Source organism: Mesorhizobium sp. P2_C5_2, assembly GCF_056404535.1.
Window position 1 is genome coordinate 168,302 of record NZ_JBFUDV010000007.1, and the last position, 16,462, is coordinate 184,763.

A 16,462-nucleotide genomic window follows, 5' to 3' on the forward strand; every position below is an offset into this window, starting at 1 on the left:
CGGGCGGAAGCTTCGCGCCGAAAACCAGCCATGTCCATCGGGAAGTCAGTCGATCAGCAAAAGGTGACGGCCGGATGAATTGCCGGAAGGACGTCAGCCCTTGTCGTCATCGCCCTGGGTGATCAGTCGTGCGCTGCGCTGGCCGGTGAAATATATCCATAGCCAGCTAAGCGATACCGACAGCCGATTGCGGAAGCCGATCAGGAAATAGATATGCGCCACGCCCCAAAGCCACCAGGCGAGCCAGCCGGTAAGCTTGATCCAACCGAAATCAATCGCGGCTGCCCACTTGCCGATCGTCGCCAGGTCGCCAGCATGCCGATAGCGGAAAGGACGCGGCGCGCTATCGCCGGACAGCCGCGCCTTGGTCGTCGCCGCAACATGCTTGCCCTCCTGCTTGGCGGAGGGCGCCACGCCGGGCACCGGCTTGCCGTCCGGCCGCAACACATGGGCAGTGTCGCCGATGACGAAGATTTCCGGACTGTTCGGCACGGTAAGATCGGGTTCGACCATCACCCTGCCCACCCGATCGACCGGCGCTCCCAGCCACTCTCCTGCTGGCGAAGCCGCAACGCCCGCAGCCCACAGGATGGTCCTTGCCGGCAGATGTTTATCGCCAAAAACGACACCTTCTGCATCCAGCCGCGTGACGGCGTGGCCAAGCTCGACCGTGACGCCCCGCCGTTCCAGCGCCTTGCGCGCATAGTCGGAGAGTTCCGGCGCGAAATTGGCCAGGATGCGGTCACCGGCCTCGACCAGCACCACACGCGCTTGCCGCGTGTCGATGTTGCGGAATTCGCCGCGCAGCGTCTCATGCGCGAGTTCGACAATGGTGCCGGCAAGCTCGACACCGGTCGGGCCGCCGCCTACGATGACCAGCGTCAGCAGCGCCTGGCGCTTGGCCGGATCGGTCTCGCGCTCGGCCTGCTCGAAGGCAAGCAGGATGCGGCGGCGGATCGTGGTGGCGTCCTCAAGCGTCTTCAGTCCAGGCGCAAAGGGCTCCCATTCGTCATGGCCGAAATAGGCATGGCGCGCACCGGTGGCGAGCACCAGCGTGTCGTAGGCGATCGAACTGCCGTCCTCGAGCAGCACGCGTTTACCGGCCCGATCGACGCCGGTGACGTTGCCCAAGAGGGTCGTCACGTCCTTGCGTTTGCGCAGCAGATGGCGGATCGGCCAGGCAACCTCGGAGGTCGCCAGCGATGTAGTTGCCACCTGGTAGAGCAGCGGCTGGAAAAGGTGGTGGTTGCGCTTGTCGATCATGGTGATGCGCACCGGAGCGCCGGCCAATGCGCGGGTCAGTTCGAGGCCACCAAACCCTGCGCCGACGACAACGACGTGATGGCTGGTTTCAGTCATCGCATTCACCCCTGTTTGTCCGCTTTTATGTAGTAATTTTTGTGCACCGCAACAATGTCTTGAAGCGCAAGACTGCCATGCATCAAGGCTGCCCAGGACTCGCCGCCCCATGTCGCGAATGCCCATGTCGTCAGGCTTAGACGGGTATAGCCTCGCGGAGGTAGGAACCACGGAGTGAGGCATGGCCAACAATGATGACGGCGACAAAGATGGCGACGGCCCGGCGCAATACGCCTCGCCACCGTGTTTCATGCACGAGCTCGATCCGGAATTCCGGCCGCCGCTCTCCGACTGGACCGATGTGCGCCGTTGGCGCAAGGCCGAACGCGAACGGCTGATCGCGGCGCGGCTGGCGGTTTCGGCCGATGCACGCACAGAAATGTCGCTGCGTATTGCTGAAGGCCTCGACGCGGTGATCGGCAACATTGCCGGCCGCATGGTCAGCCTCTACTGGCCGTTTCGCGGCGAGCCGGATCTGCGGCCATGGATGGCGTCGATCAACGAGCGCGGCGGCCGCACCGCCCTGCCCGTCGTCATTGAGAAGGGCCAGCCGCTGATCTTCCGCGCTTACGTTCCGGGCGACCGGCTGGAAAAGGGCATCTGGAACATCCCGATCCCCGCAGAAGGCGATCCGGTGCTGCCCGACATCGTCATTTCGCCGATCGTCGGCATCGATCCCCGCAATTACCGGCTGGGCTATGGTGGCGGCTTCTTCGACCGAACGCTGGCCGCTATGCCGTTCAAGCCTTTGGTCATCGGCGTCGGCTACGAGTTGCAACGCATCGCCACCATCTATCCGCAGCCGCACGACATCCCGATGGACCGGCTCGTCACCGAGGCCTCCGCCGTATAGCAGCGCAGATGTAAGGCGACAAAAATCCGACTTGGTCGCTAAATAATATGATCTTCAAGGAGACCGCGCTGCGGAGCACCCGTTTCGACAGGCGCTCTGGGCGGATCCAACAGAGTCGAGTCGCTCTTGGACTGCCTGCTTCACAACGGATGACAAGATGATCGGACGAACCATAGCGGCTGCCCTTGCAATTGCGTTCTCCCTTTCGCCTGCGCTTGCGCAACCAAAGCATCGTTTGCCGAGTGATTACAAATGGGGCCGCTGCCTGCTTGTTGTTGACGGTCAGACCCGCATATCCGGAAAGTGCTCCTACCAAATCGAGACGGGCGGCGATTTTAATATACAGGGGCCCCGGCAAGTTTTTGCAGGTATCGACTATCCCGATACCCACAGTGGCGCAGGTGAAATGTCCGAAGATTACTGGGCAGTCGTATACAAGGACGGTGATGTCTGGGGAGGCTATGCGAACTCGGACATCAGCGAAACGCACGGTGATGAACGCTGGGAAGACCTTCGCCGCGAAGGCGCGTGCTATATTGGGAAGGACGTCCGGGTCTGCCTTTGGCGTTAGGCCAGTTCCGGCTTCATCCCCATGGCGGTCCGGTCGACGATCTCGCGCAAGGCAAACGACGAATTGATCTTGGTCACATGCGGCATCGCCGACAGCCACTCCTTGTGGATGCGCTCATAGTCGACCAGGTCCTTGGCGGCGATGCGCAGGATGTAGTCGTATTCGCCCGACATCAGGTGGCAGGACAAAACATTGGGGCAGCGCTTGATCGCCGCCTCGAAGTCGGACAGCGTCTTTTCGAATTGTCCCGACAGCGATATATGCACGATCGCCGTCATCTGGTGGCCAAGAGCGGCATTCGAAAGCCGCGCGTGATAGCCGCGGATGGTGCCGGATTTCTCCAGATTGTCGAGCCGGCGCGAACAGGCCGACTGCGACAGGCCGACCCTCTCGGCGAGCGCCGCATTGGGTATCCGCCCATCCTTCTGCAAAGTCTCGAGAATGGCGATATCAATCCTGTCGAGCGGCATTTCTAGTGATTCCTGCGAAAATCCTGCAATTCTGCGCAACGATTATCGAAACGCATGACCCCGCGCAAGCGCATTCGCAAACACCTGCGCAACGATTCGTGGTTCACTCAGTTGATACAGGGAACGAGCCCGAAGGGCCGGATCAGGAGAAGAACAATGCGCGTCGGTTGCCCCAAGGAAATCAAGAACCACGAATACCGCGTCGGCCTGACGCCAGGCTCGGTCCGCGAATACGTCGCGCATGGCCATGAGGTGCTGGTCGAGACCGGCGCCGGCGCCGGCATTGGCGCCGACGACAATGCCTACCGCGCCGCTGGCGCCACGATCGCCAAGACGGCCGCCGACGTGTTTGCCAAGTCGGACATGATCGTCAAGGTCAAGGAGCCGCAGCCCAATGAATGGGCGCAGCTGCGCGACGGCCAGATCCTCTACACCTATCTGCACCTGGCTCCGGATCCGGAACAGACCAAGGGCCTGCTGGCTTCCGGCGTCACCGCAATCGCCTACGAGACGGTGACCGACGACCGCGGCGGCCTGCCGCTCCTGGCGCCGATGTCGGAAGTCGCCGGCCGCCTGTCGATCCAGGCCGGCGCCACCGCGCTGCAGAAGGCCAATGGCGGCCGCGGCGTGCTGCTCGGCGGCGTGCCCGGCGTGCTGCCCGGCAAGGTCACCGTGCTCGGCGGCGGCGTTGTCGGCCTGCATGCCGCCCGCATGGCGGCCGGTCTCGGCGCCGATGTCACCATCATCGACCGTTCGATCCCGCGTCTGCGCCAGCTCGACGACCTCTTTGCCGGCCGCGTCCACACCCGCTATTCCACTGTCGAGGCGCTTGAAGAAGAATGCTTCTCCGCCGACATCGTCGTCGGCGCCGTGCTCATCCCGGGTGCGGCCGCACCCAAGCTCGTCACCCGCGAAATGCTTTCGGGTATGAAGAAGGGCGCCGTGCTTGTCGACGTCGCCATCGACCAGGGTGGCTGCTTTGAGACCTCGCATGCCACCACCCATGCCGATCCGACCTACGAAGTCGACGGCGTCATCCATTACTGCGTCGCCAACATGCCCGGCGCCGTGCCGGTCACCTCGGCGCACGCGCTCAACAACGCGACGTTGCATTACGGCCTGCAGCTCGCCGACAAGGGCCTGAAGGCGATGATCGACGATCACCATCTGCGCAACGGTCTCAACGTCCACAGGGGCAAGATCACCAATCGCGCTGTGGCCGAAGCGCTCGGCTACGAGCTGGTCGAACCCAAGGCGGTCCTGGCCGCCTGATTTCACCAAAAAGAGTTTCCTCCTGTATCGCCCGCCGGTTCGCTCCGGCGGGTTTTTTTGCCAATTTCAATCAGTTCTATCCGATGGCTGACAATTCCACACCGCTGCCCAATTCCCGACCAGTTTGCCCAAAACTGTGACATTTATGTCCTTCCTAAATTAGACGGCCTCCTGCTAAACACACGGCGGGGTTGTTTTAGGGGTTTGGGCTATGTTCATTCGCACGTCTGCGAAATCTATTCTGCTGAGCGCTGTTTCGGTGGTGGCGCTGGCTTCTGCTGCGCATGCGGCCGATCCGGTCGCGCCAGTGGAGACGTCCGGCTTCAACTGGGGCGGTGCCTATGTCGGCATCGGCGGCGGCTTTGGCGCCACCGTGCATCGTATCAGCGTTGACCCGGTGGTCGACTTCAATGGTCTCGGCGGCAATGGCGTGTTCGGCGAAATCACCGCCGGTTACGACTATATGGTCTCGGAGCGCTTCCTTCTCGGCGGTTTCATCGATGCCAACGTCGGCAATATCGGCCCGTCGATCAGCCTTCCGGGCGCTGACATCGATCTGACCAACGCTTATGGCTTCGACGTTGGCTTGCGTGCCGGCTACCTCCTGAACCCGAATACGCTCGGCTATGTGCTCGGTGGCTACACCTGGAACCATTTCAAGCTCGAGGGTTCGGGTTTTGCGGACGGTATTGATTTCACTGAAAATCGCAGCGGCTATGTTCTCGGCGTTGGCATGGAAACCGTGCTGCGCGGCAACTGGACGCTGAAGACCGAGTATCGCTACGCCAATTACGGCAACGATTCGGTGGCTGACCTCGGCATTATTGGCGGCCCTGGAACCACTCTGGATGTCGAGCCGTCCACGCACACCTTCCACATTGCGGCCAACTATCGCTTCGGTGCCCAGAATGGCGGCGGCGCCTCGTTTGCAGCTCCGACCTACAACTGGACCGGCTTCTATGTCGGTGGCGCTCTTGGCGCTGGCACGGTGGTGCATGACATAACGCTGTTTGATGCCCTCGAGGTAGACGGCATTGGCGGCGAAGGCGTGTTCGGCGAAGCCAGCGTCGGCTACGATCATGATTTCGGCAGCTGGGTTGCCGGCGTCCAATTGGACGCCCGCTACTCCGGCATCCGTTCCAAGCTGGACATTCCGGGCGGGTCGATCAAGGGCGATGCCGACTATGGTTTCGATGCCCTGGCCCGCCTTGGCGCCAAGGTCAACGAATCGACGCTGGCCTATGTCATCGGCGGTTACAGCTGGCAGCATTTCGACCTGCATGCCTCTTCGCCCGTCGGCGACATTGTCGACTGGGGTTCGAACGGCTTCTCGATCGGTGGCGGCCTGGAAACGGCCGTTTCCAGCAACATGACGCTGGGCCTTGAATACCGCTACTCGCAGTATGAGAAAGAGGATTTCGGTTCGGACGGCCTCATCACCGACGAACCTTCGTTCCAGACCGTTCGCATCGGTGCGAAGTATAAATTCAACTAAAAGCAGCATCGAAAACGGTCAAAAGCCCGTCGGTCAATTCCGGCGGGCTTTTTCTTTGCGTGGAACAACGCCGACAACAAAAAAGCGGAGCCAAAGCCCCGCTTCCTCAGTCATCGAGATTCCCGCCGGTTCATCCGCGGTCGGCAAATCCATCGACACTCGTCTTTTAACGTTTGAATGCGACGGCAGTACGACAGCTCACCAGCAATCGGCGCGCCGCCACGCCGGCGACAATCGCGAGCGCTGTGTGAAGCGCTTCACATCAGGCATTCGAAAAACATGCGCAGACAGGGATGCCAGCTTGACGGTTCGAGCCGTCACACGGTTCCCAACTGCCCGCCAGACCACCGGCGGGCATCTTTTTGTCAGGCGCGCTCGATGCGGCATTGATAGCAATTGTTGCGTGCCGAACGGACATGGACATAGGCGATGTCGTCGCGCTCGAACAATGTCTCCGCCCGCGCCGCAATTGCGTCCGTCGGAATGACGCCGCCACTGCCATAGACGATGCGGTCATCCCTGCCATAGCCGCGCACGATATAGTCGCTGCTCTCAAGCATATCCGGTAGCGCCTCTGTCTCGGCCGCACGTTCGCATTCGTCAGCATGCAGGAAGATCGGTCCCGTCTCGGCGTAAGGCTGCAACTCCGGAAAGGGCCGGTAAGCCAAGATGAGATAAGCATCGCCGGCGGCGACGTTCCCCAGGCAATGCCGGCACGGCACGCCGTCGCCGTCGGAAATCCTGCGCTCGGGCGTTTGCCCATAGGCGTCCGATCCGCCGCGCTGCAGCGCTCTCACATCTTCTGTCGGCAAGGCTTTGAACTGAATGGTCATGGCTGAATCTCCGGTGTCGTTGACCGGAAAATATGCCGCCACGCAGGTGCTTCCCACCCGATTCCTGCCAAGGCGGTGAGACCGCCAGCAACCCGGCCATTTCAAGCCGGACTGCAGCAACGTTGCTTCGGAATTCCGTCCTGTTCAGCGGATGAAATCGTCGAAGCGGCGCAGCGTCACCCGGCGGTTGCGCCAGTTCTCGTCCTGGGTCTGCACCAGCAGGAATTCCTCGCCATAACCGACCGTTTCCAGCGCATGGCTCGGCACGCCGAACTCACGCACCAAGGTGCGCTTCAGCGAGGCGGCGCGCTGCTCCGACAGGATCTGATTCGACTGGAAGGAGCCGACCGCATCGGTATGCCCCTCGATCAGCACGCGGGCGCCGCGATCGCGGCGCAGAATGCGCTCCAGCGCATCGGCGATGTTTTCGATCTTGCCGTATTGCGAGCTGGAAATGGCCGCCGAGCCGAAGGCGAAATTGATCGACTGGATGTCGATCGAGCGCGCCTGACGCCTCAGATCCGGCCGGCGCTTGAATTCGCGGATGGTGACGCGCTGGTTGGGGCGAAGTTTCACCCGCGGCGCCGCGTCGAGTTGGCGCTCGATCGTTGCCGCCGACGGCGTGGTCGCCTGTGCGGCGGCCACTGTCGGCATGACAACGCTCGGCATGGCAAGTGCAGCAATCAGCGCTGCGGCAAATGTACGTCGGCTCAGCATGTCTTTCTCCTCGGCAATGGTCGCGTCAGTGTTGAAGTCACCATGGCAAAGGCAGTCTGAAGCGCCGATGAACGGCTGGTTCAGCCTTCAGGGGTCACGGCCGCATGACGCTGGCCGAGCGCTCGGCAAACGGCAGCGGATGCACGGTCTCCTTCTTTTGCGCCACCGGCGCAAAGCTGAGTTTCTGGTAGAGCGGCAAGGCGGCCGGATGGTCGAGCGTGCAGGTCTGAACCGTCACCCGCTTCGGCCCGTAGGACCAGGCGGCGGCGATCGCGGCGCCCAGGAACCAGCGGCCTATGCCTTGCCCCGTCGCATGCTCCATCATGCCGAAATAGGCGAGCTCGACCTCCTCAGGCAGATGCGGCTTGAGGTCGAAGAACCCAGCCGGCGCGCCGTCGAGATAAAGCACCCTGATGTCGCGGTCCTCGCGGTGGATGCCGGCGGCAAGCTCGTCATCGTCCAGCCGCAGCACATTGACCCAGTGCCATTTGCGCCCCACCCGATCCATCAGATAGCGATAGAAGTGCAGCGGAATGTCCTTGGTCTTCAACAGCGCGATCTGCTTGTTGTAGGGCACGGGCGGCGAATAGGCCGGCGGCACGTGCATTTCCAGAAACGTGACCGTGACCTCGATGTCGTCCAGCGTGCCGTTTTCCATCGCCATCATTCCTTGCCCGTTGCGACCGGCGTATCGGGAAGTCCGCCCCATTCCGTCCACGAGCCGTCATAGAGCCTGTTGTCGGTGTGGCCGAGCGTCTCCAGCGCCAGCGTGATGACAGCCGCAGTGATGCCGGAACCGCAAGAGGTGACGACGGGTTTCGACAGATCGATGCCGGCATCTTCAACGGCTTTGCGCAACTGGTCCTTCGACAGCAGCGCGCCATCTTGCGACAGTGCCGAATAAGGCACATTGCGCGCGCCAGGCATGTGGCCGGACCGGACACCGGCGCGGGGCTCTGGCTCGGCTCCGGTGAAGCGGCCGGCGCCACGGGCGTCGGCAATCTGGCTTTCTTTCGTTTCGACGATGCGGCGCATGTCGGTGAGGCTGGCGACCCGGGCGGCGTCGAAATCGGCATGAAAGATATTTGGCGCGATCTTCGTTGGTTCCGCAGTCACCGGTCGGCCCGCCGCCTTCCAGCGGTCGAATCCGCCGTCCAGCAAATAGACCTGGAACACGCCCATGACGCGGAACATCCACCAGGCGCGCGGCGCCGAGAAGAAACCCGGACCGTCATAAACGACAATGGTGTCGTCTGCCGAAATGCCCATGGTGCCGACATATTGCGCGAAATGCTGTGGCGAGGGCAGCGTGTGCGGCAGCTTGGCATCCGGGTCCGAGGCCGCATCGTGGTCGAAGAAGCGCGCGCCCGGAATATGCGCCGCCTCATACTCGGCGCGCGCGTCGCGCTTCTGCGCCGGCAGATACCAGGACGCATCGACGATCGTCAGGCCGGGCTCGCCAAGACGGCCCTGCAACCACTCCGCATCGACGGTGAAAGGGCTGTCATCGGCCATTGTCATTCTCCCGCCCCGCCTTTGCGAGGTATTTATGGTTCAAGCGACCGGCAGCGGTCCGAAGCGAATGCGAAAACGCCGGTTCTCGCGGCCCTTCTTCTCGATCTTGCCGATATGGATCTCGCCGATCTCGCCGGTGCTTTTGACATGGGTCCCGCCGCAGGGCTGGCTGTCGACCGAAGCGTTGTCGCCGATGCAGACCAGGCGGATCTTGCCGGTGCCGACAGGCGGCCGGACATTCTTCGATTTCACCAGGCCTGGATTGGCCGCCAGTTCCTCATCGGTGATCAGCCTGATGAAGATCGGGTGATCGGCGCGCACCAGCTCCATCAGCCCGGCGGTGACTTCTTCCTTGGTGAAGCCGGCATCCGGAGCATCGAAGTCGACACGGCTGTCATCTTCGGAAACCGCAGCACCGGTGATCGGAAACGGACAGACGACGGTGAGCAGGTGGCAGGCGGCGTGCATGCGCATCAGGAGATGCCGCCGCTTCCAGTCGATGGCGAGTTTCACCCGCTCGCCAAGCTCGGGCGTCGCCTGCTCCAGCGCCGGCACATGGATGATCTCGTCCTTGGTCTCGCCTGACATGGTGGCGGCAATGGCGATGCGGCTGCCGTCGGCGCGCTCTAATGTGCCGGTATCGCCGGGCTGGCCACCCGATGTCGCATAGAAGATGGTCCGGTCAAGAATGATGCCGCCGCGCTCATTGATGGCGACGACGGTGGCGTCAGCCGTCTTCAAATAGGCGTCGTCGCGAAACAACGCTTCTGTTCTGTGGGCCATCAGGCGACCTTCTCATACGGCACCGAAATTGTGCTGCGCTCGTCCATCCAGCCCGGCACCGGCAGGTTCTTCTCGCGCAGAAAGTCCGGGTTGAACAGCTTCGACTGATAACGGGTGCCATAGTCGGCAAGGATGGTGACGATGGTGTGGCCGGGGCCAAGCTCGCGCGCCAGCCGGATCGCGCCGGCAATATTGATGCCGGTCGAACCGCCGACGCACAGGCCCTCTTCCTGGATCAGGTCGAAGACGATCGGCAGCGCTTCCTCATCCGGCACCTGGAACGAGAAGTCGGGCGTAAACCCTTCGAGATTGGCCGTAATGCGCCCCTGCCCTATCCCTTCGGTGATCGAGCTGCCGTCGGACTTCAGTTCGCCGCTGGTGTAGAAGGAATAGAGCGCGGCGCCCAGCGGATCGGCGAGCGCAATCTTGACGTTCTTGCTCCGAGCTTTCAGCCCGAACGCGACTCCGGCCAGCGTGCCGCCCGAACCCACCGCCGACACGAACCCGTCGACCTTGCCGCCGGTCTGCGTCCAGATTTCTTCCGCCGTGGTGCGGATATGACCGTCGCGATTGGCGACGTTGTCGAACTGGTTGGCCCAGATCGCGCCGTTCGGCTCGGAGCGCGCCATCTGCTCGGCCAGCCGCCCCGACAGTTTCACGTAGTTGTTGGGGTTCTTGTAAGGCACTGCCGGCACTTCGATCAGCTCGGCGCCGAGCAGTTTGATCGTGTCCTTCTTTTCCTGGCTCTGGGTGTCGGGAATGACGATCACGGTGCGATAGCCCAGCGCCTTGGCAACCAGCGTCAGGCCGATGCCGGTATTGCCGGCCGTACCTTCGACGATAACACCGCCCGGCTTCAACAGCCCGCGCTGTTCGGCGTCGCGGATGATGAACAGGCCAGCGCGATCCTTGACCGATTGGCCCGGATTCATGAACTCGGCCTTGCCCAGGATCTCACAGCCGGTTGCTTCCGAGGCCTTGTTGAGGCGGATCAGGGGCGTGTTGCCGATCGCTTCGATCACAGAACGGGGCATCCGGGATTCCTTATGTAGCTGCGGCGAGACCCTAGAAACCCGAAGCTTGCGTTTCAAGGCAAGAATTCGCCTGGTCCAGTCGCATTTCGGGTACTGCAATCTCCTGTCGCCGGATGATGTGCGATGACGATCATTTCAGCCTTGTGCGGAAAAGCGCCCTTTTCATTCGATTTTTTCATCGCTAGAGCACTAATGACAGATCGGCAGGGCGCAGAATGACACTTTACCGGGCCAACCCGAAGCACGGCGTCGCCTGGATCACCGGCGGCAGCAGCGGCATCGGCCGTGCTCTGGCCAAGGACCTTGCGGCAAAGGGCTTTGTCGTCGCGGTGACCGCGCTTGACGAGCACCCGATCGACTCGCTCATCGTCGAGACGGCACAGATGCCGGGACGCGTGGTTGCCTACCCTTGCGACGTCACCGACGAGCCGCGCATGGCAAGCACGGTAGCGGCGATCGAAAAGGATCTCGGCCCGATCGTGCTCGCCGTCTTCAACGCCGGCAACTACATCGCCACGCCCGGTGAAGATCTCAGGGTTCGCGACTTCCGCCAGTCCTTCGAGGTCAACTATTTCGGCATCATCAATGGTCTCGTCCCGCTCATGGAGCGCATGCGCATCCGCGCGCGCGGCCATATCGTGCTTGTCGGATCTGTGACCGCCTATTTCGGTTGGCCGACCACGGCCGCCTATGGCGGCTCGAAGGCGGCGATAAATATCCTGGCCGAGTCGCTGAAATACGATTTCGACAAGATGAATGTCCGCGTCCAGGTGATGAATCCAGGCTTCATCGACACACCGCTGACCGAAAAGAACATGCTGCCGATGCCGGGACTGATGCCGGTCAACCGCGCCTCGCGCCGCATGGCGCGCGGCATCGAGCATGGCGGCTTCGAGGTCACCTTCCCGCGCCGGCTGAGCTGGGGGCTGAAACTGCTGGCGCTGTTGCCCAGGCCGGTCTGCCGCTGGTTCATCAGCACGGCGACCCGCTGGACAGGACGGCCGCTGAATTTCGACCGCAAACCGCCGAACGAATAACTGTCCACAGGCCAGCTGTTGCCTGGGCGTAGCGGCCGCCATAGGTTTGGAATTGTTGCGTGGAGTCTGCGATGGGGCGACGGATCGTGCTTGCGGTGCTGGGCGTCGTCGTCATCCTTGTCCTGGCCTTCTTGCTTGGTCCGCGCGTCCCCGTCGACACGACGATCCGTTTCGATCCCAAAGTGATCGGCGACGATCCGCAGGCCTATCTGGCGCGTGAAGAGGCTGCCGTCCCCAATATCCGCGACGGGTTGGAGAAAGAAATCATCTGGGCCGACCCGATGGTTCACGCCAAGACGCCCTTGGCGATCGTCTATGTCCACGGCTTTTCGGCATCGAAGGGCGAGGTTCGTCCGCTGGCCGACGAGGTCGCCGACCAGCTCGACGCCAACCTTTTCTACACCCGCCTCACCGGCCATGGGCAGGACGGCGCCGCAATGGCGCAAGGCAGCGTCAATGCCTGGATCAACGACTATGAGGAGGCGCTCGCCATCGGCCGGGCCATCGGCGACGAGGTGATCGTCATCGGCACGTCGACCGGCGGCTCGCTGGCGGCATGGGCGGCGACTGAGCCTGGCGCATCGGATGGCGTCGTCGCAATCGCGTTCATCTCGCCGAATTTCGGCGTCAGGGCCTCGGGCGCCGAGCTGCTGACCATGCCCTGGGGCAAGCAGATCGCCGAACTGGTCGGCGGCAAGGAACGCAGCTTTCCCACCCGCAATGCGCTGCACGAGAAGCTTTGGACCCACACCTATCCAATGGCAGCCGTACTGCCGATGGCGGCGCTTACCAATCTCGCCTACGCAGCACCGGTAGAAAAGGCGACGATACCGGCTCTGTTCATCTTCTCGGATTCGGACTCGGTGGTGCGCGAAGACCGCACCCGCGAAATCGCCGGCCGCTGGGGCGCCGCACACGAACTGGTCCCGGTCGACGACAATGGCGATCGCGACAACCATGTCATTGCCGGCGACGCGCTGTCGCCGTCGACCACGGCCTTCCTGGCGCAGCGGATTGTCGTGTGGGTCAAGGCAATAACCGAGTAGCCCCAGACGAAAAAGAACGGCCGAAGCATAGCTGCGGCCGTCCCCATTGTAATCGTCAGTAGTCGAGCGAGGCTCGACGAGCCTGGCCGATGTGTCCGATCAGGCAGCCCGCGCCGCGGGCCGCTTGCCGCCGAAGCGGCGCTTGTTGTTGCCCTTGAAGGGCTTGGCGCCTTCCGGCTTGCGCTCGCCTGCACCTGCAAAGGCCGGCTTGTCACCAAAACGCTTCTTGCCGAAGCCGTTGTTCTGGCCACCGGGCCGCCTGCCATCGCGACGGCCATTGCGGTCGTTGCGATCATTGGCCGGCTCGAAGCGCTCGTTCTTTTCAGCCGGATTGCGCACCGGATCGGGGCTGCCGAGATGGTCGGCAACGATCGGCAGCTTGCTGCGGATGATGCGCTCGACCTGACGCAGTTTGCTGTTTTCGGAAGGATCGCACAGTGTGATCGCAATGCCGTCCATGCCGTTGCGGCCGGTGCGGCCGATGCGATGGACATAGCTTTCAGCTTCGTCCGGCAGGTCGAAATTCACCACATGGCTGATGCCGGGGACGTCGATGCCGCGCGCCGCGATGTCGGTCGCAACGAGAATGCGCACCGAGCCCTCGCGGAAATCGTTGAGCGCCTTCTGGCGGGCGTTCTGCGACTTGTTGCCGTGGATGACGGCGGCCTTGAAGCCGTCGCGCTCGAGGTCCTTGGTCACCCGGTCGGCGCCATGCTTGGTGCGCGAAAAGATGATGACGGACTTCATCGCTTCGTCGGCGAGCATCGTCGACAGAACCTGGCGCTTCTGCTTGGTGCGGGCAAAGACGACGCCCTGCACGATCTCGGCAGCAGCAGTGCTCTGCGGCGCCACTTCGACGCGGATCGGGTTCTTCAACAGGCCCTTCGCCAGCTCGGCGATTTCATTGGGCATGGTGGCCGAGAACAGCACAGTCTGACGATCGGGCGCGGTCGCCTTGGCGATGCGCTTGACGTCGTTGATGAAGCCCATGTCGAGCATGCGGTCGCCCTCGTCCAGCACCAGCCATTTGGTGTCGGAGAGGATCAAGTCGCCCTCGCGCACCAGGTCGGTCAGGCGGCCGGGCGTGGCAATGAGGATATCGACGCCGGGCGCAACCTTCTTCACCTGGCTGAAGCGCGAGACGCCGCCGAGCACGAGAGCGGTCGAGACATGCGCGCCCTTGGCGAGGATCTTGATGGTGTCCTCGATCTGCACGGCAAGCTCGCGCGTCGGCGCCAGGATCAGCGCACGGGTGGTCTTGGCACGGCGCTTGGTGCCGAGCGCGATGATCTTCGACAGGATCGGCAGCGCGAAGGCCGCGGTCTTGCCGGAGCCGGTCTGGGCGATGCCGAAAATATCACGGCCTTCCATCTGCGGCGGGATCGCCTGCATCTGGATCGGCTTCGGCTCGGTGAAGCCGGCGCCATGCGTCGCCTTGAGCAGCGCGCCCGTAATTCCAAGGGCCGCGAAACCGGTGAGTTCCGCAGTGTTACCGGTCAACGTGTTGGTACCGGTTGATGTGTTTTCGTTGGTCAAAATAGTCTTCTTTCACGCGGCCTAAAGCCGCAAACATCGAAGGCGGCAGGGCGCAACCTGCCGTCGAAAAATTTGATATGAAACGACAAGGCGGGCGGACGCAAAACGTCCACTCGGCTGCGCTGTCGTGCCCGCAGGCGTCATGCCACGGGGCTTTTCCGCCACCTTGCCGTTCAAACGGAAAGAGGGAAAACAGACGCAACCAGTCTCATTTGTCGAGAAGGCCGGAATCTCCCGGCCCAAGCGCCTATGGGCTGCATATGGCTGAGTTCGCCCCGGAATGCAAGGGGCGTCATGTTGCAACGCAGCAAAACGAGTACGAACGCGGCGCTTGCGCGCGCTTGCAGGCATCATTACCACAAATGCAGCTTCCATTTCTGGGGACCGAGCGATGAAGGACGTGCTGAAGGAACTCGAGCGCCGCCGCGACATCGCCCGCATGGGCGGCGGCCAGGCCCGCATCGACGCCCAGCACAAGAAGGGCAAGCTCACTGCGCGCGAGCGCATCGAGGTTTTCCTTGATGAAGGCTCGTTCGAGGAATTCGATATGTATGTCGAACATCGCTCGACCGATTTCGGCATGGAGAAGACCAAGATTGCCGGCGACGGCGTCGTCACCGGCTGGGGCACCGTCAACGGCCGCCCGATCTATCTCTTCGCCAAGGACTTTACCGTGTTCGGCGGCTCGCTTTCGGAGGCGCACGCCGAAAAGGTCATCAAGGTGCAGGAGATGGCGCTGCGCAACCGCGCGCCGATCATCGGCCTCTACGATGCCGGCGGCGCCCGCATCCAGGAAGGCGTGGCGGCGCTTGGCGGCTATGCCGAGATCTTTCAGCGCAACGTGCTGGCCTCCGGCGTCATTCCGCAGATTTCCGTCATCATGGGTCCGTGCGCCGGCGGCGACGTCTATTCGCCTGCCATGACCGACTTCATCTTCATGGTCCGCGACACCTCCTACATGTTCGTCACCGGGCCGGATGTGGTCAAAACCGTCACCAACGAGACGGTGACCGCCGAAAGCCTCGGCGGTGCTTCCGTCCACACGACCAAATCCTCGATTGCCGATGGCGCCTATGACAATGATGTCGAGGCACTGTTGCAGATGCGCCGGCTGGTCGATCTGCTGCCGGCCTCCAACACGTCGGAGCTTCCCGAGATCGAATGCTACCAGTCGGTCACCGACCATGATCTGTCGCTCGATCGGCTGATTCCCGACAACGCCAACAAACCCTATGATATCAAGGAGCTCATCCTCAAAGTTGCCGATGAAGGCGATTTCTTCGAGATCCAGCAGAGCTTTGCCAAGAACATCGTCACCGGTTTCGGCCGGGTCGAGGGCCGCACCGTCGGCTTCGTCGCCAACCAGCCGATGGTGCTGGCCGGCGTGCTCGATTCCGACGCCAGCCGCAAGGCGGCGCGCTTCGTGCGCTTCTGCGATTGTTTTTCGATCCCCATCGTGACCTTCGTCGATGTTCCGGGCTTCCTGCCCGGCACGGCGCAGGAATATGGCGGCTTGATCAAGCACGGCGCGAAACTGCTGTTCGCCTATGCCGAGGCGACCGTGCCGAAAATCACCGTCATCACCCGCAAAGCCTACGGCGGCGCCTATGACGTCATGGCCTCAAAACATCTGCGCGGCGACATGAACTATGCCTGGCCGACGGCGCAGATCGCGGTGATGGGCGCCAGGGGCGCGGTCGAGATCATCTACCGCAAGGACATCGGCGATGCCGAGAAGATCGCAGCCCACACAAAAGCTTACGAGGATCGCTTCCTGTCGCCCTTCGTCGCCGCCGAGCGCGGCTATGTCGACGAAGTGATCATGCCGCATTCGACCCGCCGCCGCATTGCCCGCGCACTCAGGATGCTGCGCAACAAGGACATGCAAAACCCCTGGAAGAAGCACGACAACATCCCGCTGTAGTGCCTCAACAACCGAGA

The 16,462-nt window shown here is 62.4% G+C and carries 16 protein-coding genes; 7 read left to right on the plus strand and 9 right to left on the minus strand.

Annotated elements, in window-relative coordinates; all coding sequences use genetic code 11:
• Nucleotides 1-93: 93 nt before the first annotated feature.
• The gene (locus AC1D1B_RS26115; RefSeq protein ID WP_477335719.1) at nucleotides 94-1,359 is read right to left on the minus strand and encodes an NAD(P)/FAD-dependent oxidoreductase; all 1,266 of its coding nucleotides are present in this window, start codon (nucleotides 1,357-1,359) and stop codon (nucleotides 94-96) included.
• 250 nt (nucleotides 1,360-1,609) lie between these two features.
• Between AC1D1B_RS26115 and AC1D1B_RS26120 the strand changes: the two genes are divergently transcribed.
• Nucleotides 1,610-2,212 (plus strand): 5-formyltetrahydrofolate cyclo-ligase, encoded by a 603-nt coding sequence (locus AC1D1B_RS26120; protein WP_477335793.1) that lies wholly within the window; start codon nucleotides 1,610-1,612, stop codon nucleotides 2,210-2,212.
• 157 nt (nucleotides 2,213-2,369) lie between these two features.
• Nucleotides 2,370-2,783 (plus strand): hypothetical protein, encoded by a 414-nt coding sequence (locus tag AC1D1B_RS26125; RefSeq protein WP_477335721.1) that lies wholly within the window; start codon nucleotides 2,370-2,372, stop codon nucleotides 2,781-2,783.
• Here the strand turns inward: AC1D1B_RS26125 and AC1D1B_RS26130 are convergent.
• A complete protein-coding gene (locus AC1D1B_RS26130; protein WP_112395099.1) occupies nucleotides 2,780-3,253 on the minus strand; it encodes an Lrp/AsnC family transcriptional regulator in 474 nt (157 codons plus the stop codon). The genes AC1D1B_RS26125 and AC1D1B_RS26130 overlap by 4 nt on opposite strands.
• 156 nt (nucleotides 3,254-3,409) lie before the next feature.
• Between AC1D1B_RS26130 and ald the strand changes: the two genes are divergently transcribed.
• Together ald and AC1D1B_RS26140 are read left to right on the plus strand one after the other, a co-directional pair.
• Nucleotides 3,410-4,525, plus strand: a complete 1,116-nt coding sequence (gene ald, locus AC1D1B_RS26135; protein ID WP_477335723.1) for an alanine dehydrogenase — start codon at nucleotides 3,410-3,412, stop codon at nucleotides 4,523-4,525.
• A 211-nt stretch (nucleotides 4,526-4,736) separates the two neighbouring features.
• Nucleotides 4,737-6,020, plus strand: coding sequence for an outer membrane protein (locus AC1D1B_RS26140; RefSeq protein WP_477335725.1), 1,284 nt, complete (start codon nucleotides 4,737-4,739; stop codon nucleotides 6,018-6,020).
• 365 nt (nucleotides 6,021-6,385) lie between these two features.
• Here the strand turns inward: AC1D1B_RS26140 and AC1D1B_RS26145 are convergent, their stop codons facing one another.
• The 6 genes from AC1D1B_RS26145 to AC1D1B_RS26170 all read right to left on the minus strand — a co-directional run bounded on the left by AC1D1B_RS26145 (nucleotide 6,386) and on the right by AC1D1B_RS26170 (nucleotide 10,902).
• The gene (locus AC1D1B_RS26145; protein WP_477335727.1) at nucleotides 6,386-6,853 is read right to left on the minus strand and encodes a DUF1203 domain-containing protein; all 468 of its coding nucleotides are present in this window, start codon (nucleotides 6,851-6,853) and stop codon (nucleotides 6,386-6,388) included.
• Nucleotides 6,854-6,997: 144 nt separating this feature from the next.
• The gene (locus AC1D1B_RS26150) at nucleotides 6,998-7,570 is read right to left on the minus strand and encodes an OmpA family protein (RefSeq protein WP_477335729.1); all 573 of its coding nucleotides are present in this window, start codon (nucleotides 7,568-7,570) and stop codon (nucleotides 6,998-7,000) included.
• Between the two features lie 94 nt (nucleotides 7,571-7,664).
• The gene (locus tag AC1D1B_RS26155; RefSeq protein ID WP_477335731.1) at nucleotides 7,665-8,228 is read right to left on the minus strand and encodes a GNAT family N-acetyltransferase; all 564 of its coding nucleotides are present in this window, start codon (nucleotides 8,226-8,228) and stop codon (nucleotides 7,665-7,667) included.
• A 5-nt stretch (nucleotides 8,229-8,233) separates the two neighbouring features.
• Nucleotides 8,234-9,085 carry a 3-mercaptopyruvate sulfurtransferase gene (gene sseA, locus AC1D1B_RS26160; RefSeq protein ID WP_477335733.1) on the minus strand — a complete coding sequence of 284 codons (852 nt, stop codon included), beginning with the start codon at nucleotides 9,083-9,085 and terminating at the stop codon, nucleotides 8,234-8,236.
• Nucleotides 9,086-9,124: 39 nt separating this feature from the next.
• Nucleotides 9,125-9,868 (minus strand): alanyl-tRNA editing protein, encoded by a 744-nt coding sequence (locus AC1D1B_RS26165; protein ID WP_477335735.1) that lies wholly within the window; start codon nucleotides 9,866-9,868, stop codon nucleotides 9,125-9,127.
• Nucleotides 9,868-10,902: a cysteine synthase A gene (locus AC1D1B_RS26170; RefSeq protein ID WP_477335737.1), complete on the minus strand. Its 1,035-nt coding sequence runs from the start codon at nucleotides 10,900-10,902 to the stop codon at nucleotides 9,868-9,870. The genes AC1D1B_RS26165 and AC1D1B_RS26170 overlap by 1 nt, the downstream gene beginning before the upstream one ends.
• A gap of 215 nt (nucleotides 10,903-11,117) precedes the next feature.
• Here AC1D1B_RS26170 and AC1D1B_RS26175 point away from each other — a divergent pair, with 215 nt between their 5' ends.
• Nucleotides 11,118-11,939 carry an SDR family oxidoreductase gene (locus tag AC1D1B_RS26175; protein ID WP_477335739.1) on the plus strand — a complete coding sequence of 274 codons (822 nt, stop codon included), beginning with the start codon at nucleotides 11,118-11,120 and terminating at the stop codon, nucleotides 11,937-11,939.
• A 71-nt stretch (nucleotides 11,940-12,010) separates the two neighbouring features.
• A complete protein-coding gene (locus AC1D1B_RS26180; protein WP_477335741.1) occupies nucleotides 12,011-12,985 on the plus strand; it encodes an alpha/beta hydrolase in 975 nt (324 codons plus the stop codon).
• A 99-nt stretch (nucleotides 12,986-13,084) separates the two neighbouring features.
• On the opposite strand, the gene AC1D1B_RS26185 is transcribed toward AC1D1B_RS26180, so the two are convergent.
• Complete coding sequence (locus AC1D1B_RS26185; protein WP_477335743.1) at nucleotides 13,085-14,521, minus strand: DEAD/DEAH box helicase; 1,437 nt, start codon at nucleotides 14,519-14,521, stop codon at nucleotides 13,085-13,087.
• 391 nt (nucleotides 14,522-14,912) lie between these two features.
• Between AC1D1B_RS26185 and AC1D1B_RS26190 the strand changes: the two genes are divergently transcribed.
• Complete coding sequence (locus tag AC1D1B_RS26190) at nucleotides 14,913-16,445, plus strand: acyl-CoA carboxylase subunit beta (protein ID WP_477335745.1); 1,533 nt, start codon at nucleotides 14,913-14,915, stop codon at nucleotides 16,443-16,445.
• The last annotated feature ends 17 nt before the right edge of the window (nucleotides 16,446-16,462 follow it).